Source organism: Amycolatopsis marina (assembly GCF_900111885.1).
In the GTDB taxonomy this organism is placed as follows: domain Bacteria; phylum Actinomycetota; class Actinomycetes; order Mycobacteriales; family Pseudonocardiaceae; genus Amycolatopsis; species Amycolatopsis marina.
Map to the genome: position 1 here is coordinate 74,488 of NZ_FOKG01000020.1, position 22,726 is coordinate 97,213.

Sequence of the window (22,726 nt, forward strand, 5' to 3'; positions counted from 1 at the left end):
GGTGATCCGAGTTCCTCAGACAGGCGGTAAGTGCGGTTACGGCCTGAACTGCCCCATATCGGCACCTCCGGTGATGAACAGCAGAGGCAGGACGAACTGCATGAGCACGAAGTAGGTCACGGCAGTGGTCATCACGGTGACGAACAGAGCCCGGCGCGTTGCCGCACGTGACGCATCGTGGGACAAGTGCCGCGTCCGGCGACGCAGCAGCAGCCAGGTGAGCCCGATGGCGAGCAGGAAGGCTCCGATAATGAGCAGCGGGCGCGACCCGATCGGTGAGATCTCGTCCAATGCGGTGAAGCCCGCCGCGACCCCGGCGCCGTAGGTGGCGGCGCCGAGCAGTCCGACGCTGCAGCACACCGTTCCCAGCGCGCCGGCGCCGACTCCGCAGGCTACGGGCATTCCATTGGGGGCAGTACCGACGGATGTTGCTGATTTCTGCGAGAACGTAGCGGTCATCAGTGGCACTCCCTCGCTACATCTTCGGGTATTCGAACCCGATCAAGGTGAGAACGCTCCCGGCGATGATGTAGAAGGCGAAGTAGCCACCGAGAGCCCAGGCGCCGAGCACCAGAACGGTGCGACCGTAGAGATAACGTGCCTCGTCTTGCGCCAGGCCCGCCCTGGCCCTGCGGCTCACCACCGCCGCGAGGGCGAGCACCGCGAGGATGGCCAAAGTTGACGCGATCAGGGTGATGCCTTGCATGTCCACCCAGGACCGCATGAAGACCGCGGCGCCGGTGGCGCCGATGACGGTGGCACCAACCGCAATCAGTCCGCCGCCACAGCACACGGCACCGAGCAACCCTGCGCCTGCGGCACATATCTTGCTGCCGCTGGCAGGTGGGGACATTTCAGGGGATCGGGCAGTGGCGGAATCGTCGCGCAGTTCCGCCTGGATCGGTATCTCGGACATTCGTACCTCCTCGCTGTGCTGCGAGGTATCGAGGGACCGGCTAACTAGGCGCGGTGCCCCAGCCCGTCAGGCGGGGGCCCGACAATACGAGATGCCGCCGAAGCGACCGAGTGTAAGGGTATGGTCCTCTATAGGTAATCGTCAGGTAAGTGCAGTAGTCACCTACTGGCCGAATCGCCCGCCCGATCGTGTGCGTCGAGCTGCTGGAGGGGGCCGAGGCTCCTAGGCTGGACTGTGACGCGTCGCGTCACGAGACGGTCCGGGACGGGGTGATCGCGATCAGGCTGGCGCTGATCGGCAAGGGCGGCGCTGGGAAGTCCGCCCTTGCCGGCACTCTCGCTCGGATACTCGCCCGCCGGGGCGAGCGGGTACTCGCGGTGGACTGCGACCCGATGCCGGGTCTGTCGCTGTCGCTGGGCCTCGGGGTGGTGGATGTGCGAATTCCTGACGACGCGACCGAGGAGCGTCCCGAAGGGGAGGACGGCCCGCGGTACCGGCTCCGTCGCGGCCTCTCCGCGGAGCGGGCGGTCGAGATGTACGCGGTGCCCGGGCCGGATGGTGTGCGGTACCTGCAGTTCGGCAAGCTGCGCGAGCGCACGCCGCAGCTGATGCGGGCCCAGTTCGCCTTCCGGCAGATCCTCGACGAGCTCTCGTCCAGCGAGCGAACCGTGGTGGGTGACCTTGCCGGCGGCACCCGGCAACCGTTCTTCGGCTGGGGTCGTTACGCCGAACTGCTGATCGTCGTGGTCGAGCCGACCGCGAAAGGGGTGCTTTCCGCGCGCCGGTTGGCGAGGTTGGCTTCCCTGACTGCCGGACAGGAGCGTCCTGGGGGCCAGCGGGTCGCGGCGGTGGTGACCAAGGCAGGCGCGCCGGACGACGCGGCGCTGGTCACCGAGCGCACCGGGTTGGAGGTACTGGCCGCTGTCCCGTGGGACCGCGCTGTCTGCGACGCGGAGCGGTATGGCATCTCGGTGCTGGACCACGCGCCGGGCTCGCCCGCCGTAGCGGCGATCACCGCACTGGCTGATCGGCTCGCCGAGCACCGGCCGGCGTTGGCCTCGTTGAGCTAGGAGGACCGGGTGAAGCTCGCGGTAGTCGGCAAAGGTGGGTCGGGCAAGACCACCACCGAGGCGGTGATCGCGCGTGCCGTGGCTCGCACCGGGGTGCGGGTCGTCGCGCTGGACTGCGACACGAACCCGAACCTCGGGATCTCGCTGGGCCTCGGGGACGACGAGACCGAGCGTCTGGCCGGGATGCGCCAGGCGATCGACGAGGGTGCGCAGGAGCATGCTCCCAGCTGGGACGAGCTGCTCGATGTGTTCGGTGCCGATGCTCCGGACGGGGTGCGCCTCGCCGTGGTCAGCGCGATCGAGAACCCCGAGCCAGGCTGCCCGTGCTGTGGGCTGTCCCCGGAACAGTTGTTGCGTTCCGCCGACTTCGGAGAGGACGTTGTGATCGCCGACTTCGAGGCCGGTCTTGGCACGCTGACCCGCCTCGAAGGAAGCCACGTCGACGTGGTTCTTGTGGTCCTCGAGGCGACCGCGAAATCGGTCGAGGTGGGGGAGCGGGCGGCTGATCTGGTCCGAAGGCACGGCATCGGCAGGTTGATCGTGGTTGCCAACCAGGTGCACGACGACGCTGATCTTGCCGCCGTCCGGCGGCGATTCCCAGAGACGGAGATCGTCGTGGTCCCGTACGACGACAGCATTGTGGAAGCCGATCGCCGCGGTGCAGCTCCACTCGACCTCAGGCCCGACGCGCCAGCCGTCCGCGCGCTTGCCGAACTCGCCGGAAGGCTGGCCACCCCGGCTCACCAGTCCTAACCGGATGCTCGGACACCTGCCCGCTCAGTGTTGTCTGTGAACTCGGGTCCGCGATCGAATCGCAGGGGCTCTGACTCCCAAGGACTGTCCAGTTCTGTGGCTTGACGCCCTGCCGCCTCGATAGCGGGACTTCGTCAGCCGAGTTCCACCGATCACCATGACCTCGCAATCCGCCGTTCTCGTCACGCCCCCTGAGAGGACGGGAGGGTCCATGCGCTCTCGAGTTCGGCCAGCACCTGGTCCAGCGCGTCCTGGATGGTCGCTCCGCTGTCTGCGCCCAGATCTGTTCCGTCCCGGTCGGCAGCCCGGACGCCGTCGTCATAGGGGAGGACGCCGGCAAGGGGAACGTCGTACTCGGCGCACAGATCCGCGAAGAAGCCCTCGTCCGCGGGCAGGCGCGCCTTGTTGCCCAGACCAAAGATCCGGTCGATCCCCAGCTCGTGCGCCAGTGTCACGGTGCGTGCGGCGGTGATCACCGATTTGCGGCTGGGCTCCATGACCACCAGCAGTACGTCGGTGTGAGCCAGCGTCCCGCCCGAGCGGCTCAGATGCTCCAATCCGGCTTCCATGTCCACCAGAGTGACGTCGGCGTGCTCGGCCATCACCTGCCCGAGCAGGCTGCGTACCGTGGCGTGTCCGGAACAGGTGCAGCCGCCACCCGCTTGCGTCACCTTGATGGCGGAGATCATGGTGACCCCGTCCGGTGTCGGCCTGCCGTATTCGGCGAGGAGCTGCTCGGCGGTGAGCGAGCTGGGCGAGCCGACGATCAGCGCACGCGGCAGCACCGGAATCGCCTCGTTGTCCTCTGGGGACAGTCCCAGTGAGACGGCCAGGTTGGGGTTGGAATCGGTGTCGATCGCGACAACGCGTTCGCCTCGCCGGGCATAGGTTCGCGCCAGCATTGCGCAAACCGTGGTCTTGCCAACCCCGCCCTTGCCGACCACTCCGAGTTTCATCCTGAACTCCTCGTGCGGTTGTTCTCCAAGCCGTGACCGCCACACAATGGGTCACCATACGTCGCGCCGAGACGGTGAGCCATCGCAGCGGGCGCCGTCCGAGGAGAGGCCGATCATGAGAATTGCCCTGGCCGGCAAGGGTGGCGCCGGAAAGACCACGATCGCTGCCACGCTTGCCCGGCTCACCGCACGGACGGGTGCCCGCGTGCTGGCGATCGATGCCGACTCGAACCCGAACCTCGGTGCCGCCCTCGGTATCGACGCCGCACGCACCGCACCGGTCGCGCACCTCCCTGCCGCGCTCGTGTCCCGGCGATTGGACGGTGCCGCACTGACGGTGCCGGTGGAGGAGCTGATCCATACGCACGGTCTGCCCGGCCCAGACGGCGTCGACCTCGTGTGTATGGGGGCTCCGGAACATGCCGGCGAAGGCTGCCTGTGCTCGGCACACGCCACGGTGAGCGCGCTGCTCGCCGACCTGGGTTCGTTCCCCGCTACCGTGGCTGTGGTGGACATGGAAGCTTCGCCCGAGCAGCTCAGCCGGGGAACCGTCCAGCACGCCGATGTGCTGCTGCTGATCGCCGAGCCCTACTTCCGGTCGCTGGAGACGGTTCGCCGGCTCGCCGCACTGAGTGCCGAACTATCCATTGCCGAGGTGGCCGTCGTGGCCAACAAGCTACGTTCGGCGGCCGACCGTGAGGCGATCTCCGAGTTCTGCGAGCGGCACGGGTTGCGGTGCTGGGGTGAGGTGCCGTGGAGCGAAAAGGTGGTCCGGGCCGACCTTGCCGCACGCCCGCTCCTCGACGCGGCACCCGAGGGGGCCGCAGTATCCGCGATCGCGCAACTTTCCACTCGACTGGGTGATCTCGAGCTGGCCTAAACTCCCTCTCACCGCTGACCGGTGCCGGGAACCCCGCGAGCCGCTACGGCCGCGTTCGCCTTGTCGGTCAGCGGTCCGAGCGCGGAGTCGATCTCGCTCAGTGTTTCGTTGATGTGCACAACGGACGGCCCGATGGACGCGGTCTGGCTCTCCACCGCGCGCACCCCGAAAGCGATCTTGCCCAGGTGCGTGGACACGACCCGCAACCGGCGGTCGATCAGGACGAGGTAGGTCGCGAGCACACCGACGACCAGCGCGATCTCCACGACGGTCAGGGTCACCAGCAGCGCGGTCATGACCAGGACTCCGTTCGGTTCAGCGGCTCCTGCCTCGATCGCCCGTCGGTGGACAGCAGCGCGTCGTGGCGCATCGCCTCGGTCTTGATCGCATCCAAGGCCTCGCCGGTGCTGGCGAGCTGCCAGCTCGTCGCGGTGTTGCGCGCCACGGAGGTTGCCGTGTTCCACAGGACGATCACGTTCCGCTCGACCTGCTTGACCGCTCGCAGCAGTGCGTGCAGCAACGCCACCACGACCACGGCGACCACAGCCCCCAATCCCAGCGTGATCCACCAGATCGTCTTGGTCTCGGCAGCCAGCGCGACAACCATGCTCAGCCTCCCAGCGCCCGGCGAGCCTCGGCGGCGCCGTCGAGAATCTCCTTCGCCATCCGGTTGGTCGTCTCGACCTGCCAGAGGACCTCGGTGCGCTCGCGCGTCCGGCGCAGTGAGCCGGTCGCATCGTCGGCTACGGCGGCGATCCGGCGAACCGTCAGGACGATCAGTATCAGCAGGGCTGCGACGACCAGCACCACGGGCACGCCGATCGCGTAGCCCACCCACCAGCCGGTGAGATCCGCAGCGAGAGCCATAACTCACCTCATGTGCCCGGCACTAGATGTATCGAGCATACAGCGGATGGTGATCATCAGAAAGTTTCACGATCTCGTGCACTTTCGGCAACGGCGCCAAGGGGTTACGGTAGATGAGATCATCACATAGCGATCGGTTCCCCGCCACCGACCCGGAGGCGAGACGCGAATGGCTGCACACGCGCCCGCGAAGACCCCCGCGGAACGACTCCTCGACGCTCTCGGTCCGGTGGACCGGTTCCACGATCCCAGCGACATCGGCGACTTCGGGATGCCCAGCAGGGCGTCGTTGGAGGACATGCTCGATCCGGTCGCGAGGACGGATCCGACCAGGCGGATCGGTCCACTAGAGAAGGTGCACGTGTTCTGGTTCGCCGGGATGAGCTGCGACGGCTGCTCGGTCTCGGTGACCGGCGCCCAGGCACCGTCGGTGGAGAGCCTGCTCCTCGGCGCGCACCCTGGTCTGCCCCAGGTGGTCCTGCACCATCCCGTGATCAACATGGAGTCCGGCCCCAAGTACATGCGCGCGGCCGAGCTCGCGGTGCAGGGCAAGCTCGGTGCCCCGTACACGATCGTCCTCGAAGGCTCCATCACCGACGAGACGGTGGCCATGCAAACAGGCGGCTACTGGGTGGGACAGGGCGAGGAACCGTGGGGGCCCGACGGTGAGCTGCGCACCGTCACCACGGATGAGTGGATCGCCCGTCTCGCGCCGGGAGCGGCGGCGTCGCTCGCTATCGGCACCTGCGCCACCTGGGGTGGGATTCCCGCCGCGAACGGCAACCCCACCGGGGCGATGAGCCTGATGGACTTCCTCGGTAAGGACTACCGCAGTGCCTTCGGTCTGCCGGTGGTCAACGTTCCAGGCTGTGCACCTGTCGGGGACAACTTCACCGAGACCGTCGCCGCGATTCTCTACTTCCTGCAGGGTTTCGGGCCGCTCCCGGAGTTCGACGAGCTCGGCAGGCCCGCCTGGCTGTTCGGTGAGACCGTGCACCGGCATTGCGTGCGCGGCGCCTACTACGAGGAAGGCACCTACGCCGCGGAGTTCGGTGACAAGGAATGCCTCGTGGAGATCGGCTGCTGGGGTCCGGTGGTCAATTGCAACATCACGTCTCGTGGCGCGATCAATCACGTCGGCGGCTGCATGAACGCGGGCGGGGCTTGCATCGGCTGCACGATGCCTGGCTTCCCGGACAAGTTCACCCCGTTCTACAAAACACCGCCGGGATCGAAGGTGTCCACGACGGCGTCCCGGATTCTGGGTGGGCTGATCAAACCCCTGCGGAAGTATTCGAACAATCACCTCAATCGCGAAGTGCGGTGGGACCTGCACAAGGAGACACCCAGCGGGTGGGCCCGGGAGAAGTCGGAGCCCAGCTACCTCGCCGAGGTCGGGCATCGCTTCTATGACCGGATGCGCCGATCCGACGACACCGGGAAGAACCCGGGCGAGGCCTGGGGCAAACGTACCGAGTGGACATACGAGCGCGATCCGGGCACCGAAAAACGGTTGCCCGGCGGGACCGCCCACGACGGCAAGTAGGGAGTTCACACGTGTGCTTCAAGAACCTCCCGATCGAGTTCGACGCCGATGGCAACGCTCGGCTGAAGGAGGGCATCGCCGACCCGTATGCGGTTGCCACCAGTCGCCCACAGGTGAGCAGGAACGACGCCGACCGGGAAGCCGAGATCCAACGGCTGATGGCCGCCAACGGCCACATCAAGGACATCAACATGGACCCGGTCACGCGGGTGGCCGGTGCGCTTGCGGTGAACGTGACCGCAGACCTGCGGGGTCGCCGGTACCTCGATGCCCGGTCCCAGGCCACGTTGTTCCGCGGCTACGAGGTCATCCTGATGGGACGGGATCCACGGGATGCGATCTTCGTGTCCTCCCGCGCCTGCGGAGTGTGCGGGGGAGTGCACTCCCACTGCTCGGCGTACGCCATTGAGATGGCGATGGGTCTGACCCCGCCACCGTTGGGCACGGTCGTACGCAACATGCAGGAAGCCGCGGAGATGGGCTACGACAACCCGCTGCATCTCTACCTGCTTGCCGGGCCCGACTACTCGGAGGCGGTCGTCAAGGCGGTCAATCCGGAACTGTGGCCCAAGGCCGAGCAGTGGCGCTGCCCGAACGAGCGCACGCACGGCTTCAAGACGATGGCCGAGCTGATGACCGAACTGAACCCGCTCACCGGAAAGCTGTACCGGGAAGGGCTCGACTTCACCCGGCTGTCCAGGGAGATGTTCTCCGTGCTGGCCGGTAAGTACCCGCACCCGCAGACCGTGGTGCCCGGAGGTGTGTCGTCCACGGTGACGATGCAGACCCTCAACGAGTACCACGCAAAGCTCGGCAGGCTCTTCGACTACGCCCAGAAGATGCTCGGAGTCTGGAACGACATCCCCCAGTTCTTCTACGAATGCGACGAGCGATACATGCAGGTCGGCACCAGGCCGATGAACCTCATCGACCCCGGCTACTGGGACGACCCCTACGCCTACGACGCCAGCTACGAGAACTGCAACGCCTGGGGAGAGCGCCGCTGGTCCACGCCCGGGGTGCTGATCGATGGTGAACTGGTCACCACGCGGCTCACCGACATCAACATCGGCTGGGAAGAGTTCGTCGAGCACTCCTACTACGAGCAATGGGCCGGAGATCGCTACACCACCGACCCGCTCGGGAACCCGATCGGGCCGTACCACCCTTGGAACAAGCGCACCCTGCCCATGCCGACCGGCAAGAGCTGGAAGGACAAGTACACCTGGGCCTGCACCCCGCGCTGGGACCGCAAAGTCGTCGAGGCGGGCGCGTACGCGCGGTTGTTCACCACCGCGATGGCGCAGAAGCAGCCGGCCAACGACTTCATCGAGGCGACCGGGCACAGCCTGCGGATGCGCATCCCCAAAGGCACCTCGCCGCAGTCCGAAGTGGAGTGGCAGGTGCCCGAGGTCTGGAACGCCTTCGAGCGCAACCGAGGCCGCGCCTACCATTACCTCTTCTCCCAGCTGGTGGGGCTCATCAATCTGCTCGAGGCCTACGACCTGTTCAAGAAGGGCGAGCATCGGGTTGCCGCGGTACCGCCCGACAAGCTCGACGAGCACATTCCCAAGGATGAGCGGCGGGGTTTGGGCTGGTGGGGTGCCGGCCGGGGAATGCTCATCCATCATCTGGTGATGGATGGCGGCAAGATCGCCAACTACCAGATCTGTACCCCGTCGACGATCAATGCCTCCCCCCGCGACCCTTGGGATCAGCCAGGCCCGTACGAGGAGGCGGTGATGAACACACCGATCATCGAGGACCCGGACCCGGCGAAGTTCACCTCGATCGACATGCTGCGCACCATCCGTAGTTTCGACCCCTGCATGCCATGCACCACCCACGTCCACACCGGCAGCGGAACCGTGGTGCGCGAGGTGAACACCTGCTCCTGCGGTACAGACTGAAACGACGGTGACCGTACTCGTCGGCGGCGTCGGTCAGCTCTATCAGGGCGACCTCGATCTTGGGCGGCACGCGGCCGAGCGACTCGCCGCAGCGAGCCTCGGCAAGGAGGTCGTCGTCGAGGAGCTGCACTACGGTGCGGTCGCGGTCACCCAGCGACTCTCGGAGCTGGGGGTGCGCGAGCTGATCGTCGTCGGCGCGGCGCAGCGAGGTGACCTGCCTGGTTCCGTGCGGCGCAGGCGGGTGCACGCCGTGGACCTCCCGCCGGAGCGCGTGGCCGAATCGGTGCGCGACGCCGTCACCGGCTACGTGACGATCGATCTGCTGCTCGACGTCGCCTCGGGTCTCGGCACCCTGCCTGCCAGGACAGTCTCGATCGAGGTGGAACCCGCGTGGACCCAGCCCGGCGAGTATCTGTCCGCCGAGGCGTCCACCGGCCTTGAGCTGGCGCTTCAGCTGGTCACCGCGGAAGTGGGCCGGCTCCCGCTGCTGGAGCTGGTCGACCGGCTCCGTCCGCTCACCAGCACCGACCGGCTCGAATTCGCTCCCGCACTGCGGACCATCCGTATGGTGCTCGACGAGTTGGAAACTCTCGACGACGCAGCCCGGTGGGGCGCCACGTTCTCCCTGCGCGACCGGCTGCGCGACGACATCGCGAATGGACAGACACCCGAGGGGATGGACCACCAGGACTGGGCGTTGTGGTGGGCCCTGATCGAGGAGCTGGACCGCTGCCAGGTGCGGGAGGCCGCCGGTTAGGAGCCGTCCGCGTCCTCGTCCAGGCCGTCCAGGACGCCGAGATTCTGCGGCCGCACGGCGACTCGGTTCCCCTGCGCTGTATGGAGAACAAGCGACCCGTCGGACAGGACGTCCACGGCCGTTCCGCGCACCCGTGGCCCGGCCGGTCCCATGGGGATCATGTGGGCGAGTACCTGCCGTCCGAGGGTTCGGCAGCGCCGCCGGTAGTCGTCGAGCACCGATGCCGGTGTCGCGTCGATCCGAGTTTCGATCGCGTCGACGGCGCGCGCCAGGGTCGGGGTGCGTGGGACGGTGGCCGTGGGCAGCAGCACGTTCAGCACCGTCCACAGCACACCCTCGGAACCGAGTTCCACCCACGCCCCGACGGCCGCGACCCGGCGGCCGAGCGCGTGGACCTCGTCCGGCCAGGTGATCATCGCGTCCGCACCGCAGGTGTCGGCCAGCGCACTGACGGCGGCCGCGTAGATCCACCCTTCACGGGCCGAGGGAAGCTCGGGCCGCAGTACCAGGGAGAATCCGAGGCCGCTGCCCTCGGGAAGTTCCCAGGGCAGTCCGGCCCGCCCGCGTGGGGAGGCCTGGTATCCGGCGACGACGACCGAGCCGTGCGGTGCGCCTTGCCGCGCCCAGGCCAGCGCGGCGGCCTCGGTGGAGACCAGGGCGGGGTAGCTGCGGGCTTGCCGCCGTGGCATCGCCTCGGCCAGCGCCTCGTCCGAGAGATCGTCGGCTAGGCCCACGAAGCCTCCTGCCCGAGCTCGGTGGCGACGGCGTTGAAGGTTTCCGTCAGCCGCATCCACTGTGGAACGTGGAAGCGGACCACAGCGCGAGCCACCACGGCGCGGAAGGACTCGGAGGTACCGGAATCGCGCTCGGCGAGCGCCTCGAGTGTCGCGCGGACGATGGCGATCATGGATTCGGGCGGAAGTTCGAGCAGTCCACCCAGCCATACCTCGGTCAGTTCGACGGCTGATGCCCGGCGCCGCACCTGCCCGTCCACCCATGCACCGGCTGCGGCGCGCCGCTCCACCGGGTCGGCATCCACCCAGCGCGCCAGGTCCTCACGCACCAGCGCCGGCCAACGTCGCTCAGGTTCAAGGTCGAGCACGGCCAGCAGGGCGCCTTCTCTCGGGCCAAGGCGGGCGAGCAGTTCGCCGGCCTGGACTCGCACGGGCTCCGGAGACCCCGGTGTGCCGAGTGCCTGCGCGGCAGCGAGCCAGGCGTGTTCGTGCGCGGCGAGCTGCTCGTACCCCAGCGCCAGATTCGCTTTGGCCATTGCGTACTCGCCTGGTCGTATCGATCGTGGGTGCGAGGCACTGGCGTCCTGGAACGCCTCGACGGCGTCGGCGGGACGATCGGCGGCGAGGTGGCAGAGACCGAGCAAATTGGCCGTCGCGCCGCGGCTCGCGTGGTCTCCGGCGTCCGCGGCCAGCCGAAGGGCGGATTCCAGCACCTCGATCGCCGTGTCCTGCTGCCCGGTGGTCAGCAGCGACGAACCCAACTCGCGGGCCGCCGCCGCGGCCTCAGCGGGTGCGCTCGCCGGGTCCAGCAGGTCACGTGCCTGGGAGAAGTACCCGACGGCCGCGGCGTCGTCCCGCCGGTCGCGGCACACCAGCCCGCGGTTGTACAGCACCGCACCCCTCTCTAGCGATAGCCCGGCGTCGGAGAACAGCGCGGCGGCCCTGCCGAACGCGGCGTCGGCCCGCTGAAGGTCGCCGCCGAGCCGGTGTGCCGCGCCGAGCGCGTTGAGCGCCTTGGCGTGCTCGACGGGAAGCCGTTCAGGGTCGAACAGCCGACTCGCGATCGCCAGCGCGACGGCGGCGTCGTGCAGCCGCCCCGCGCCGGTCAGCAGGCCGCCGAGATGGAACTGAGCAGTGGCGTGCTGCATCGGATAGTGCTCGGGCGAATAGCGCGCCAGCCTCTGTTCGAGGTCGGCGATCGCGTCCTGTTCGTCCATGTTCGGCGCTATCCTTCACCAGTGACGGTATTGGTCGCGGGAGTGGGAAACCTGCTTCGGGGCGACGACGGCTTCGGTGTCGTCGTGGCGGAGCGGCTGCTGGAGTGCGGGGTACCCGAGCAGGTTCGCGTGATCGACACCGGCATCGGCGGCATTCACCTGGTTCAGGAACTCATGTCCGGCGTGGACGGTCTGATCGTGGTCGACGCGATCGACCTCGAGCGTGCATCCGGCACCGTCCTCGTGGTGCGTCCGGACATCCTCGATGTCGGGACGCTGCCACCGCAGCGCCGCAGGGACGAACTCGCCGACGTGCATTACGCGACTCCCGAACGGGCGTTCATGCTCGCCCAGGCGCTGGGGGTGTTGCCGGCCGAGACGTGGGTCGTGGGTTGCCAGCCTGCCGATGCCGACCGGCTCGGCCCCGGGCTGCACGACTCGGTCGAAGCCGCCGTCGACGTCGCCGTCGCCGAGGTACGCCGGTTGGTGCGCACGCTGGGGGTGCCGTGGGGGTAGTCAACGATCGGGGCGTTGGCCGGTAACCGCGACGAGGTGATCGAGCAGCGTGTCGTTCGGCTGCTGCACGTCGTGCTTCTCGAGATGCCGGATGAGCTTCGAGCGGAGTTCTTCCTCGCTGTCGGCCTTGATGTGTCCACGGCAGGACGGTGCTCCGGCGTCGACGCAGCGAAACTCGTATCGCATTCACACCACTTCCTTGCCGCGTTCGCGGTTGCTGCCCAGCGCGTCGGACATCGCGCGGTTGGCTGCCGCGAGATCGGAGTTCACGTCGGCCAGCACGGGTTCCAGCGGCTCCACCCGGCGGGCGATGGCGCGCAGGCCGACGTTGACGGTTCCCAGGGTGAACAGGATGGTGCGCAGCCGCAGCAGGATCGCGATCAGTACCAGTGCGAGTGCCGCAACGAGCAGCCCGACGGCGATCAGCGTCACGATGACGAGCAGTGTCATCGTTGCCCCCCGTTCAGAAGACGGCCTGTGGCACTGGCGTACTGGTCGAGTCGCGCCCCGAGGGCCTTGATCAAGTGTTGAGTCTGCAACAGCGCGGGCACCGGGGCGACGTTCTCGGTGACACCGACACCGTGTGTGCGGATGTCGGCGGCGTAGTCCCTGATCTCGCGCAGGTGGCGCAGTACCCGCTGCGACAGGATCAGCACGAGCGGGATGACGACGAGGACGAGGACCGCGATTCCGATCCACCACAGAACGGCGCCACCGGTAGAGATTTGCTCCATGTGCACCTCGCAGGGTCGCTGCTGGTGGGCGTCCTTCATCGTACTATGGGATCTTTGCATCTAGCATGGTGAACGGACGCTGATCAACGCCAGTTCTCTGGCGGAACGCGTTGGATCTCGACCGGGACGGGTCCAGGTCCCGGTGGCGGATGCGGTTCGGCCTGGTCTTCCTCCGCCTCGATCCGGGCGAAACCGGGCACATGCTCGCGCATGGCCTGCTCCACCCCGTCGGTGAGCGTTGCCGCGGACGCGGTGCAGCCGGCACACGCCCCGGACATTCGCAGCCGCACGACACCGCCGCTCACCCCGAGAATCTCCACTCTGCCGCCGTGGGACTGGATGTAGGGGTGCACCTGTGCCAGGGCCCGCTCGGCCGCTGCGTGCTGGTCCACTCCGATCCCGTATGCGTCGAACAGCCAGTTCACTGCATCGTTGTCGTGGCGAAGACGCTCGATCGTGTCGGGTGCGAGCCCCTCGGCCACCTGGGCGAGGGCGTGCCGGTGCAGCGTGTCGATGCCGTCGAGAAGCTCGAACACGGCTCGGCGGTCCTCGTCACCGAGTTGGTCGAGAACGCCGAGCAGTTCCTCCATGCGCTGCAACAACGACTCGAGCGGACTCATGCACCGAGTCTAAATCTCACCACGCACCGATCGCTCGCCATTGTCACGTATGATCTCCATTGGCGAGATGCCAGCAGATGTCGGCAGAGAACGACGGGTCGGAGGCGGGTATGGACCAGCTGCACGAACCGAAGTCCGAGGCTCTGCGCGCCCTCTACTGGCGGGACGAAATACTCCAGCTCATGTTCTGGATCAAGGGCGAGGGCCTCGGCGAGCGAGTGGACCCGGAACTGCTCGACCGATTTCTCGGCGTACAGACCACTGTCGGGATTCGTTATCTGGACAGACTCGTGGATGAGGGATTGCTCGACCGCGACCCCGACGGTCGGTACGGGTTGACCGAGCAAGGGCACCAGCACGGTGCGCGGGTGTTTGCCCACGAGTTCGCCGACCTGACCCAGCCCGGCCACGGCGAATGCGGACCAGACTGCTGGTGTCACATGTCGGTCGCGGAAGCCGAAGCCTGTCTCGACGGCCGGTCGGGAACCGGTGAACGCGGAGCGGGGGGCTGAGCGTGCCGATGCCACGCGCGAGCGACGATCCGCTCGCGGGTCTGCCGCGAAACTTCCAGCGACCCTGCCTGCTGCTCCTGATCGGCGAAAAGCCGTCACACGGCTACGACCTCCTCGACCGGCTCCGCGACCTCGGCTTCAAGCAGGCCGATCCAGGCCTGCTCTACCGCTCCCTGCGGGCAATGGAGCAGGAAGGGCTCGTCAAGTCCGATTGGGAAGTCTCCGAACTCGGCCCTCCGCGTCGCAGGTACGAACTCAGTGACGAGGGCAAGGACTGGTTACACGCGTGGGCGGGAAGTCTGCGCGAAACGGAGCGAATGTTGGACCGCTTCCTGCATCGCTACGCGCTGTTCACTCGCACCAATTTACGCATCAAATAGCCATCCTGGCGGACTGATCGACGCAGTAGGAACGAAGGGTTCCAGTGGGTGGGTGAGGCGTCCCGTCGGGCCGAGGGAAGCGACACCTCAAGCATCCGCCTGGCCCTTCGCATGCTCGATCTGCGTCTTGACCGTCTCGGGCAGCTTGTCCCACAGCGCGCTGGTCTGCCGAGGGCGCGTGATCAGCTCATCGACCAGATGGTTGGCCGCGTCCAGTAGTAACTCCACCATTGCCGGGCCGGTCTCGTCATCGTGGGCGATGGCGACGATCTCAGCGGGCTCGTCCTCGACGTGCAGCATCTTGTTCCCTGTGAAGCGCACGAGGTCCAGCAACTCACCAGGGGCGTGCTGACCCGTGGCCGCACCCTACCGATGCGCTCATCCAGCCTCGCGCATTTCGGCGCCTCCGGGTCCACCAACTCATGCTTCAGCAGCCTTTCCACCGTCGCGCGCGCCAAGGCCGCACCCGCTCGCCGGGACACCGCCGCCACCGACGCGGCCTCCACATAGAGTTCACGCACCTCACTCGGCGTGTCCTCATGCGGTGCCGCTCCCAACCGCGCCAGCGGATCAACCATCCGGTTGAGATACCATCGACCATGCCTTGCAGCTCATGCAGCGAGCAGCCCTCCACACGCTGTCGCGCAGCCCTTGCCGCTCTGCATCCGCCTCCATAGCGCTCCCCACGCTGGGAGCGGGGGAAGCGTAAGTTCCAGATAAGTCCACCCATCCTCGTCCTCGTCATGACCCAAGTCGACCCACCGCTATTGAGCGAAGGCGGAGGGTCTGTCTCAGGATCGGTGTCTTTGGCTCGGACACGCCGGACTGGTTCCGGCGGGATGGGCACAGTGAGTGATGACATCTGATGTTGTGAGCGCTGAGGAGAAGACCACCAGGCCGGCGAGGACGTCGTCGGCGCAGGAGCAGTTGGCGGCCGCGATGGTCGCTCAGGCGCAGGAGCAGGGCTTGGCCCTGACCGGCCCGGACGGGCTGCTGAAGCAGCTGACCAAGACGGTCCTGGAGACCGCGTTGAACGCGGAGATGACCGACCACCTCGGGCATGCCAAGCACCAGGATGAGCCCGGTCGCGTCGGCAGGAACAAACGCAACGGCGTTCGGTCGAAGACCGTGGTGTCGGACGCGGTGGGCGAAGTCGAGGTGGCGGTGCCGCGGGACCGGGAGGGGTCGTTTGACCCGGTGATCGTGAAGAAGCGGCAGCGCAGGCTCGGCAGTGTTGATGAGATTGTATTGTCGTTGTATGCGAAAGGGTTGACGACCGGGGAAATTTCCGCGCATTTCGGCGAGATCTATGGTGCTTCGGTCAGCAAGGAGACGGTGTCGCGAATTACCGATGCCGTCGTTGGCGAGATGGCTGAATGGCAGAGTCGTCCTCTCGATGAAGCGTATGCAGCCGTGTTTATCGATGCTGTGATGGTGAAGGTTCGGGACGGCCAGGTCGCCAACCGTGCATTTTACGCGGCGATCGGGGTGACGCTGGAAGGTCGCAAGGACGTGCTCGGGTTGTGGTCCGGCCCTGGTGGCGAGGGCGCGAAGTTCTGGCTGCAGGTGCTGCAGGACTTGAAGAACAGGGGCATGAAGGACGTGTTCTTCGTGGTCTGCGACGGCCTCAAAGGTTTACCGGATGTGGTGGTGGACGTGTGGCCGCAAGCTCGGGTCCAGACCTGCGTGATCCACTTGATCAGGAATTCGTTCCGGATCGCGTCGAGGCGGGACTGGGACGCATTGAAGAAGGATCTGAAACCGGTTTATTCCGCCGCAACCGTGGGTGCTGCGGAGGTGGCGTTGGACGAACTAGATGAGAAATGGGGTGGCAAGTATTCGGCACTGATTCGCTTGTGGCGTAACGCATGGGAGGAGTTCACGCCGTTCCTCGACTACGATGTGGAGATACGGCGCGTGTTGTGCTCCACGAACGCAATCGAATCGCTGAACGCGCGGTACCGTAAAGCCGTGCGAGCGCGAGGTCATTTCCCTACCGAGCAAGCAGCACTAAAGTGCCTCTACATGGTCACCAGGTCCCTGGACCCGACCGGAAGAGGGCAAGCCCGGTGGACCATGCGATGGAAACCCGCATTGAACGCGTTCGCCAACACGTTCGGTGACCGCTGGCCGGGCGCCGAGAAGTACTAACCACGAACGCCGAAAACACCGTTCCTGTTACAGACCCAAGGCGGAACATTCCGGGCACACAAATCGAGGGCGGTTCAGAGCAGGGTGACAGGACGATCCACCAGCAACGGTCATGCCGGTGACTGTAGCGGCGGGTCCGACAGGATGGCCGGTTGATACACCAGGTGATCACCCTGTCACTCGGGTTGTAAGGCGAGGCTCCGAGTAGCAGGTTCCGCCCAGCCGGTAGGCTCACTGCCGTCGACAGACGGGCCCGCTCGATGTGGCGGAAAGGGGTCCGTACAGGTCCCGTGCGATCGCCGGGTGAAGTGGTGCGGATTGGCGGACTTCGACTGGCCTACGGAACACCACGAGTCCGCGACGACTGTTCGGCTCGGCAACGGGTGTTCGCGGACCGGTGGAGGTGTCGGTGTTCGCGTGGGTTATCGGCGCATACGCCGTCGTTGTCCTGGTCCTGCTCGCCGCTGCGGGGTTCACCGCGATCCGCGTCCCCGACGCCGAGCATCGCAATGACGCCTGCCGCGTCCTCAAACTCATCCTTCCCCACCGTCACCAGCGCCGACGCCGACGGCGCGGCCGTGGCCAGCGTCAGGATGATCTGTATTCTGGACGCCGCGAACGGGAACGTGGCACGTGGTGCCGTCATGCTCCCACCCGGCTCGGCGACGCCTCGCTGTCTTCGGCTGCTGTGACTGCGGGGATGCTCACGCCACGAGTGCGCCCGGCGCGAACACCGTTGGCGATGACGATCACCTCGGCGAGTTCGTGGACCAGCACAACCGCGGCAAGGCCCAGGATTCCGAGCAGTGCCAGAGGCATCAGGATGGTGATGATCGCCAGGGAGAGTCCGATGTTCTGCAGCATGATCCGCCGCGACCGGCGAGCGTGCTGCAGTGCCTGCGGCAGGTGGCGCAGGTCTTCGCCCATCAGTGCGACGTCGGCGGTTTCGATCGCCACGTCCGTGCCCATCGCTCCCATCGCGATACCAAGATCGGCAGTGGCGAGGGCGGGAGCGTCGTTGATGCCATCGCCCACCATCGCGGTCGAGCGCTCGGAGCGCAGCTGACCGACAAGCGTTGCCTTGTCTTCCGGGCGCAGTTCGGCGTGCACGGCTTCGGGGTCGATCCCGGCCTGAGTAGCCAGAGCGCCAGCGGTGCGTGGGTTGTCGCCGGTGAGCATGGCGACGTGGTAGCCATCGCGGCGCAGCCCGGCAACGACTTCGGTGGCCTCGGGGCGGAGCTCGTCGCGGACGGCGATCGCTCCTAGCACGGTGCCGTCGCGCTCGACCAGAACGGCGGTCGCGCCCTGCTCCTGCATCCGGGAAACGTCCTCGGAGAGGTCACCGGCGTCGAGCCACCCGGGTCGGCCCAGCCGCAGGGCATGACCGTCGAGATGGCCGGTGAGCCCGGCGCCGGTGACCGCTTCGACCTCACTGGCCGGTCTGGGAGTGGCGACGGCGGCGAGGATCGCTTTCGCCAGGGGATGATCGCTGCGCGCTTCCAGCGCTGCCGCCACCGTGAGGACGTCATCGCGTGTGGCGCCGGCGGTCGTGGTGACCTCGACGACCGTGGGCTGGTTACGGGTGAGGGTGCCGGTTTTGTCCAGCGCCACACCGCGGATCCGCCCGAGGCTTTCCAGGGCAGCTCCTCCCTTGATCAGAACCCCGAGTTTGCTCGCGGCCCCGATCGCCGCGACGACCGTGACCGGCACGGCGATGGCCAGTGCACAGGGTGATGCGGCGACCAGTACGACCAGGGCTCGTTCGATCCAGGTGCGCGGGTCGCCGAACAGGCTTCCGATCGCCGCGATCAGCGTGGCCGCGATCATGATGGCCGGCACCAAGGGCCGGGCGATTCGGTCGGCAAGTCGCTGACTCGCGCCCTTGCGCGCCTGCTCGGCCTCCACGATCCGCACGATCCGAGCCAGGGAGTTGTCCTCGGCGGTGGTCGTGACCTCGACCTCCAGGACTCCGGTGCCATTGATCGCTCCGGCGAACACCTCGTCCCCGGGGCCTGCCTCGACCGGCACCGATTCCCCGGTGATCGCGGCCAGGTCAAGCGCAGTGCGCCCGGTCTGGACGATTCCGTCGGTGGCGACGCGCTCACCCGGCTTGACCACCAGCACGTCGCCGACCCGCAACTCGGCGGGTGGAATCACCTGCTCGGTGCCGGCGTGCAGCACGACTGCTTCGTCGGGGACCAGGGACAGAAGGGCGCGTAGGCCGCGGCGGGTGCGTGCGAGGGAGTATTCCTCCAGACCTTCGCTGATCGAGAACAGGAACGCCAGCATCGCGGCCTCGCCCACCTCGCCGAGCAGGACCGCACCGATCGCCGCGATCGTCATCAGCGTCCCCACACCGATCTTGGCCTTCAGCAAGCTCTTCACTGTGGAGGGAACAAACGTGTACGCGCCGACCACCAGGGCCAGGACGTCGAGGATCAGCTCGGCCGGGTCCGGCGCGTCGGTCCATCCGGCGATCAACGCGGCCAGCAGGAACACACCAGAGGCAGCGGCGAAGCGCAGCTCGTGGACGTCCCATAACCGTTCTGGCTCGTGGGTCTCGGCATCGTCGCTGGAGCGCGGTTCGTCATGCCCGCAGCACGCGTCGCTCACCGTGCCACCTCCTGTGTCTCGGTGGTGGCGGCGTCGGCGCCGTAGTTCGGGCACAGCGCGACCGCGTTTCCGGTCGCCGCCAGCAGCGTCTCCGCCGCCGTGAACAGGTCCAGCAGCTCCAGGCGGGTCAGGCTGTAGAACACCTGCCGGCCCTGGGGGCGACCCTCCACCAAGCCACAGTCACGCAGACACGCCACATGCGCCGACACCGTGGACTGCGCCAGACCGAGTTCGGCGACCAGGTCCGCCACCCGCGCTTCGCCACTAGCCAGGCGTCGCGTGATCGTCAGCCGGGTGCCGTCCGACAAGCTGTGGAACAACGCCACGGCCGCCTCCAGACCGGAGAAACCGGTGCTCGACGCTGGGCATCCGTCACCGCCATTAATCGTCATACAGCGATGATACCGGTTGTGGTCGATTATTGAGAAGGGTAGGCCCTGATGTTGATGAACGGAATCGAGACCATGTTGGTGAACTCTTTGCCGCGGCGGTGGCTGCAGCGGTTCTACGAACTTTCTGTGTTTCGGCGGCTCGGTGGCAGCGTGCTGGCCGGAGGGCGAGTGCTGGAATTGGGTTGTGGGGCCGGGTACGGAACTCAGCTGATCCTGGACAACTTCGAGGCCGGGCAGGTGGCCGCAATCGACCTCGATCCGGCGATGGTCACCCGGGCCCGCCGCCGTCTGGCGGGCTACGGCGAGCGGGTACGCGTGAGCTGTGGCAGCGCCACCGATCTCCGTGGCGTACTGGGAGCGGACGAGGACACCTACGACACCGTGTTCGACTTCGCGATCATCCACCACATCCCAGACTGGCGCGCCGCGCTCGACGAGGTCTCCCGTGTACTGAAACCCGGCGGGGCGTTCGTCTTCGACGAGGTCACCGCCATCGCGCTCGCGTCCCGGACCTACCGACTGCTGTTCGACCACCCCGAACACGACCGGTTCACCGCCGCGGACTTCGTCAGCGCACTGGCCGATCGCGGCCTGCACGTTGGCGGCCGTGTGCGCATGCACCGCGGTGGGCGCTACCTCTTGGGGGTCGCCCGGTCGCGAACGTAACCGCAAGTTGCTCTTGGTAGACAGCTGAATCGCAGGTGACCGGGGGCCATGCACCGCCACAGTCGCTGACCCCTGCCGTTGCTGAATCCACCATAAATACTATGTGCCTTAGTATTTATACTGCTGCGCTGTCGCTGCGGTGATCGATGTGATCAGGGATTGTTCACGGGCGCCTACCTGGGGCAACTCCTTGTGCTGTCGGCGTTCGGTTTCGCCCTGGTCCTTATTGGAGCGGTGAGCGGAGCCGCTTCGCACGAGTACGGAACGGACCTCGCACCCCCGACGTGCCCTCCTGGATCGGGCTGGTTCGGGAGTTGTCCGCCCATCAGGCGCAGGCAATGCGGCTCGCGGAACTGGCGCAGGACCACAGCGGCAACAGAAACCTGCACCGCTACGTGTTCGATGCCGCGAGCGAGCACGCACAACGCCTCGGACGCATCGCCGGTTGGCTGGAACTGTGGAACTCGCCGGAACGCGGCCCCTGCGGCATCGCTGCCCGGCGACGGGGAGGCTGACAGAGCGCCGCGGGTGATGAGCGAGGGGGACCTCGCCCACCTGCACACGCTCGCCGGTCCAACATAAAATGCGATACAACGCAAGTGGCTATGGCACCACGAGGCGGCGGCGCGCAGGTCTTGGTGGACTGCGGCGGACGCAGGCCGATGCCGGTCTCCGATTGGGCTCCGTTGCTCACAGAGCGCCCGATACGCCGCGACACTGCCCGATACAAATGCTGACTAAAAATGCCGCCGACCTGCACGGATATACCCTCACTGATACTATCCGGCACTCATTGGCACAGCATTTCCACCGATTAAAAGTCCGCAGGCGCCAACAGGTAAGACGGCGATCCCATCCGCTGTCGCGCTTCTCCTCGCTGGGGCCGCAGGGCTGCTGAGCAGTTCATATCGGGAGCTACTTTTGACCGTTCAGAGGTTCGGTGAGCGGATGTGCTTCGCCGGTGAGCGTGGCCAGGGCGATAGCGACTTCGTTGAGGTTGGCGCGGATGTAGGTTGTGGTGGTTCCTGCGTCTCCACCACTGGTGGCGTGTCCTGCATAGGCGCGGGCGACACCGTAGCCGAAGTTGCGCTCGACCCAGGTGAGGGTGGTATGTCGCAGCCAGTGTGTGCTGATTCCTTGCGTGGCCACCCACGGCAGATGTGCGCCGAGGCGTTCCCACAGGTAGTCATAGCGGCGCCGGCTGATGGGAGCACCACTGCTGTGCCGCAGAACCTGGTCGTTAGCGTGAGCGGCTTGGCGATCTCGAGCGTGCCCCTGCAGGTGTGTCATCAGGGTGGGAGAGACCGGTTGCCACCGCATCGTGTCTCCCTTCTCCCGCAACAAAATCAGGCACTGGTTCGGGTCGAGGTCCCGCATCCGTAGCAAGAGGGCGCCGCCGCGACGACAGGCGGTCTCCGTATGCAACCGGAGCAGTAGGGAATCCAGCTCGGGATCATTGCCGGTCGTGGCGGCAACCTGGTTGATCTCGGCGAGGCGGGTATCGGGTACTGCGCGGCGGGTGGACGGCAGCCGCCGCGGCTTGGCCACTTTCCGCGCTGGATCGTCGGCATGCTGAATCAAGCCGTCTGCGACCGCATGCCGATATAGGCACCGCAGGGCGGCAATAAAATGCTCCGAGGCGCTGCGCCCGCCCCGGGCATTGCGCCGCTGCACCACGCGGGCGCGCAGATGTTCAGCGAGCTGTTGGATTTCCGAGGGAGTGGGCTCATCCAAGCGACGCGGACCCCAATGTTCCACCACACGCGTCCAGTACGAGCCGTACACCCGCCGCGAGCCCGCGGAGACCGCGGCGGCCACCACCGGCACATACTCGGCAAAAGTCGGCAGCGGCGGCTTCTGTACGGGGTTGTCCATCAGATCGGCGGGGGAGACACCCATCCGAGCCAGCAGCAAACGGGCAGCGTCAAGCTCGGCTGTGCGGTCAGCGTGACAACTATCAGAACGTGACATCGTCATGAGGTGTGCTCCTCCAGGCAGGCGCGGGTCAGCAGGTTGTGCAGCAGCGGCATCGGGTAGACAACCAGGCTGTCGCTGGCCGGGATAGCGGTCAGCAACACCATGTCGCCGGGACGAATACGACACCGGGCCCGCGGTAAGGCCGGGATCTGTATGCGCTGATAAGCCGGTAGCGCGAACGCCCCATCTGGGTCTCGGCGGATAAGTACCGCTCCCGAGTCGGTGGTAGCAGTGATTGTTTCCCCCGGCTTCCACCCGAGCTTTCGCAGAACGGTGCGGTCGCAGACGCGTCCGGCGGAGTCGACCCTGCACAGCGAGTACACGAGCGGCTCGTCGGTTACAGGTGCGAGCAGAGCCGCGAGTGGCAGCGCTGCCGCTGTGGCGCGGTCAGGGCGAGACCGAACCGGTCCCGATGACGGCATCCCGCTCGCGGGAACGATCGCGGTAATCGGAGGGCGACTCACCGCGCCTCCGCGTACAGCCAGAGCGCCGGAACAGGATGAGGATTTGGCTTGCGGCGAGGCCGCCAGCAGCAGGTGTTCAAGTACGTGTCAGCGGC

The 22,726-nt window shown here is 66.8% G+C and carries 29 protein-coding genes; 12 read left to right on the top strand and 17 right to left on the bottom strand.

Annotated features, from left to right (window positions below; genetic code table 11):
* Nucleotides 1-36: 36 nt before the first annotated feature.
* Nucleotides 37-459 carry a hypothetical protein gene (locus BM199_RS26655; RefSeq protein ID WP_143101930.1) on the bottom strand — a complete coding sequence of 141 codons (423 nt, stop codon included), beginning with the start codon at nt 457-459 and terminating at the stop codon, nt 37-39.
* A gap of 16 nt (nt 460-475) precedes the next feature.
* On the bottom strand, nt 476-916 hold the full coding sequence (locus BM199_RS26660; RefSeq protein WP_091677014.1) for a hypothetical protein: 441 nt from the start codon (nt 914-916) through the stop codon (nt 476-478).
* A 188-nt stretch (nt 917-1,104) separates the two neighbouring features.
* Between BM199_RS26660 and BM199_RS26665 the strand changes: the two genes are divergently transcribed.
* Nucleotides 1,105-1,986 (top strand): nucleotide-binding protein, encoded by an 882-nt coding sequence (locus BM199_RS26665; protein ID WP_177242802.1) that lies wholly within the window; start codon nt 1,105-1,107, stop codon nt 1,984-1,986.
* Nucleotides 1,987-1,995: 9 nt separating this feature from the next.
* Nucleotides 1,996-2,739: a nucleotide-binding protein gene (locus BM199_RS26670; RefSeq protein WP_091677020.1), complete on the top strand. Its 744-nt coding sequence runs from the start codon at nt 1,996-1,998 to the stop codon at nt 2,737-2,739.
* Nucleotides 2,740-2,921: 182 nt separating this feature from the next.
* Here the strand turns inward: BM199_RS26670 and BM199_RS26675 are convergent, their stop codons facing one another.
* On the bottom strand, nt 2,922-3,695 hold the full coding sequence (locus BM199_RS26675) for a nucleotide-binding protein (protein WP_091677022.1): 774 nt from the start codon (nt 3,693-3,695) through the stop codon (nt 2,922-2,924).
* A 115-nt stretch (nt 3,696-3,810) separates the two neighbouring features.
* Between BM199_RS26675 and BM199_RS26680 the strand changes: the two genes are divergently transcribed.
* Nucleotides 3,811-4,575 (top strand): ATP-binding protein, encoded by a 765-nt coding sequence (locus tag BM199_RS26680; RefSeq protein ID WP_177242803.1) that lies wholly within the window; start codon nt 3,811-3,813, stop codon nt 4,573-4,575.
* Nucleotides 4,576-4,583: 8 nt separating this feature from the next.
* Here the strand turns inward: BM199_RS26680 and BM199_RS26685 are convergent, their stop codons facing one another.
* From BM199_RS26685 to BM199_RS26695, 3 genes are read right to left on the bottom strand one after another with little or no spacing between them, the layout of a single operon-like run.
* Nucleotides 4,584-4,871: a hypothetical protein gene (locus BM199_RS26685; RefSeq protein ID WP_091677026.1), complete on the bottom strand. Its 288-nt coding sequence runs from the start codon at nt 4,869-4,871 to the stop codon at nt 4,584-4,586.
* A complete protein-coding gene (locus BM199_RS26690; protein ID WP_091677029.1) occupies nt 4,868-5,182 on the bottom strand; it encodes a hypothetical protein in 315 nt (104 codons plus the stop codon). Before BM199_RS26690 ends, BM199_RS26685 begins: the two co-directional genes overlap by 4 nt.
* 2 nt (nt 5,183-5,184) lie before the next feature.
* Complete coding sequence (locus tag BM199_RS26695) at nt 5,185-5,442, bottom strand: hypothetical protein (RefSeq protein WP_091677032.1); 258 nt, start codon at nt 5,440-5,442, stop codon at nt 5,185-5,187.
* Nucleotides 5,443-5,611: 169 nt separating this feature from the next.
* On the opposite strand from BM199_RS26695, the gene BM199_RS26700 reads away from it, so the two are divergent.
* From BM199_RS26700 to BM199_RS26710, 3 genes are read left to right on the top strand one after another with little or no spacing between them, the layout of a single operon-like run.
* On the top strand, nt 5,612-6,988 hold the full coding sequence (locus BM199_RS26700; protein ID WP_245788760.1) for an NADH-quinone oxidoreductase subunit B family protein: 1,377 nt from the start codon (nt 5,612-5,614) through the stop codon (nt 6,986-6,988).
* 11 nt (nt 6,989-6,999) lie between these two features.
* A complete protein-coding gene (locus BM199_RS26705) occupies nt 7,000-8,898 on the top strand; it encodes a nickel-dependent hydrogenase large subunit (protein ID WP_091677034.1) in 1,899 nt (632 codons plus the stop codon).
* A 7-nt stretch (nt 8,899-8,905) separates the two neighbouring features.
* Nucleotides 8,906-9,655: a hypothetical protein gene (locus BM199_RS26710; RefSeq protein ID WP_091677037.1), complete on the top strand. Its 750-nt coding sequence runs from the start codon at nt 8,906-8,908 to the stop codon at nt 9,653-9,655.
* Here the strand turns inward: BM199_RS26710 and BM199_RS26715 are convergent.
* Together BM199_RS26715 and BM199_RS26720 are read right to left on the bottom strand one after the other, a co-directional pair.
* A complete protein-coding gene (locus tag BM199_RS26715) occupies nt 9,652-10,389 on the bottom strand; it encodes a biotin--[acetyl-CoA-carboxylase] ligase (RefSeq protein WP_091677039.1) in 738 nt (245 codons plus the stop codon). The two genes, BM199_RS26710 and BM199_RS26715, sit on opposite strands and share 4 nt — an antisense overlap.
* Complete coding sequence (locus BM199_RS26720; RefSeq protein ID WP_091677042.1) at nt 10,380-11,606, bottom strand: tetratricopeptide repeat protein; 1,227 nt, start codon at nt 11,604-11,606, stop codon at nt 10,380-10,382. Before BM199_RS26720 ends, BM199_RS26715 begins: the two co-directional genes overlap by 10 nt.
* Nucleotides 11,607-11,627: 21 nt before the next feature.
* On the opposite strand from BM199_RS26720, the gene BM199_RS26725 reads away from it, so the two are divergent.
* Nucleotides 11,628-12,122 carry a hydrogenase maturation protease gene (locus tag BM199_RS26725; protein ID WP_177242804.1) on the top strand — a complete coding sequence of 165 codons (495 nt, stop codon included), beginning with the start codon at nt 11,628-11,630 and terminating at the stop codon, nt 12,120-12,122.
* On the opposite strand, the gene BM199_RS26730 is transcribed toward BM199_RS26725, so the two are convergent.
* From BM199_RS26730 to BM199_RS26745, 4 genes are all read right to left on the bottom strand, one after another.
* Nucleotides 12,123-12,308: a DUF1059 domain-containing protein gene (locus BM199_RS26730; RefSeq protein WP_091677045.1), complete on the bottom strand. Its 186-nt coding sequence runs from the start codon at nt 12,306-12,308 to the stop codon at nt 12,123-12,125.
* Nucleotides 12,309-12,572, bottom strand: a complete 264-nt coding sequence (locus BM199_RS26735; RefSeq protein ID WP_091677048.1) for a hypothetical protein — start codon at nt 12,570-12,572, stop codon at nt 12,309-12,311. It abuts the gene before it with no gap.
* The gene (locus tag BM199_RS26740) at nt 12,569-12,856 is read right to left on the bottom strand and encodes a hypothetical protein (protein WP_091677052.1); all 288 of its coding nucleotides are present in this window, start codon (nt 12,854-12,856) and stop codon (nt 12,569-12,571) included. The genes BM199_RS26735 and BM199_RS26740 overlap by 4 nt, the downstream gene beginning before the upstream one ends.
* An 83-nt stretch (nt 12,857-12,939) precedes the next feature.
* Nucleotides 12,940-13,476 (bottom strand): NifU family protein, encoded by a 537-nt coding sequence (locus BM199_RS26745; RefSeq protein WP_091677055.1) that lies wholly within the window; start codon nt 13,474-13,476, stop codon nt 12,940-12,942.
* Nucleotides 13,477-13,553: 77 nt separating this feature from the next.
* On the opposite strand from BM199_RS26745, the gene BM199_RS26750 reads away from it, so the two are divergent.
* Together BM199_RS26750 and BM199_RS26755 are read left to right on the top strand one after the other, a co-directional pair.
* Nucleotides 13,554-13,988: a non-structural maintenance of chromosomes element 1 family protein gene (locus BM199_RS26750; protein ID WP_091677057.1), complete on the top strand. Its 435-nt coding sequence runs from the start codon at nt 13,554-13,556 to the stop codon at nt 13,986-13,988.
* A gap of 8 nt (nt 13,989-13,996) precedes the next feature.
* Entirely contained in the window at nt 13,997-14,368 is a 372-nt protein-coding gene (locus BM199_RS26755) for a PadR family transcriptional regulator (RefSeq protein ID WP_143101931.1), read from the top strand.
* 87 nt (nt 14,369-14,455) lie between these two features.
* On the opposite strand, the gene BM199_RS26760 is transcribed toward BM199_RS26755, so the two are convergent.
* Entirely contained in the window at nt 14,456-14,689 is a 234-nt protein-coding gene (locus tag BM199_RS26760; RefSeq protein ID WP_143101932.1) for a hypothetical protein, read from the bottom strand.
* Between the two features lie 534 nt (nt 14,690-15,223).
* Here BM199_RS26760 and BM199_RS26765 point away from each other — a divergent pair.
* Nucleotides 15,224-16,519, top strand: coding sequence for an IS256 family transposase (locus tag BM199_RS26765; RefSeq protein WP_091677065.1), 1,296 nt, complete (start codon nt 15,224-15,226; stop codon nt 16,517-16,519).
* A 337-nt stretch (nt 16,520-16,856) separates the two neighbouring features.
* Here the strand turns inward: BM199_RS26765 and BM199_RS26770 are convergent, their stop codons facing one another.
* From BM199_RS26770 to BM199_RS26780, 3 genes are read right to left on the bottom strand one after another with little or no spacing between them, the layout of a single operon-like run.
* Nucleotides 16,857-17,165: a hypothetical protein gene (locus BM199_RS26770; RefSeq protein WP_091677067.1), complete on the bottom strand. Its 309-nt coding sequence runs from the start codon at nt 17,163-17,165 to the stop codon at nt 16,857-16,859.
* A complete protein-coding gene (locus BM199_RS26775; RefSeq protein WP_091677070.1) occupies nt 17,162-19,132 on the bottom strand; it encodes a heavy metal translocating P-type ATPase in 1,971 nt (656 codons plus the stop codon). The genes BM199_RS26770 and BM199_RS26775 overlap by 4 nt, the downstream gene beginning before the upstream one ends.
* Nucleotides 19,129-19,524, bottom strand: a complete 396-nt coding sequence (locus BM199_RS26780; RefSeq protein ID WP_091677073.1) for an ArsR/SmtB family transcription factor — start codon at nt 19,522-19,524, stop codon at nt 19,129-19,131. Before BM199_RS26780 ends, BM199_RS26775 begins: the two co-directional genes overlap by 4 nt.
* 48 nt (nt 19,525-19,572) lie before the next feature.
* Between BM199_RS26780 and BM199_RS26785 the strand changes: the two genes are divergently transcribed.
* Nucleotides 19,573-20,190, top strand: coding sequence for a class I SAM-dependent methyltransferase (locus tag BM199_RS26785; RefSeq protein ID WP_091677075.1), 618 nt, complete (start codon nt 19,573-19,575; stop codon nt 20,188-20,190).
* 284 nt (nt 20,191-20,474) lie between these two features.
* On the top strand, nt 20,475-20,705 hold the full coding sequence (locus tag BM199_RS26790; RefSeq protein ID WP_091677078.1) for a DUF305 domain-containing protein: 231 nt from the start codon (nt 20,475-20,477) through the stop codon (nt 20,703-20,705).
* A gap of 400 nt (nt 20,706-21,105) precedes the next feature.
* Here BM199_RS26790 and BM199_RS26795 read toward each other — a convergent pair whose 3' ends face one another.
* Nucleotides 21,106-22,161, bottom strand: coding sequence for a tyrosine-type recombinase/integrase (locus BM199_RS26795; protein WP_218160447.1), 1,056 nt, complete (start codon nt 22,159-22,161; stop codon nt 21,106-21,108).
* Nucleotides 22,162-22,726 lie beyond the last annotated feature (565 nt).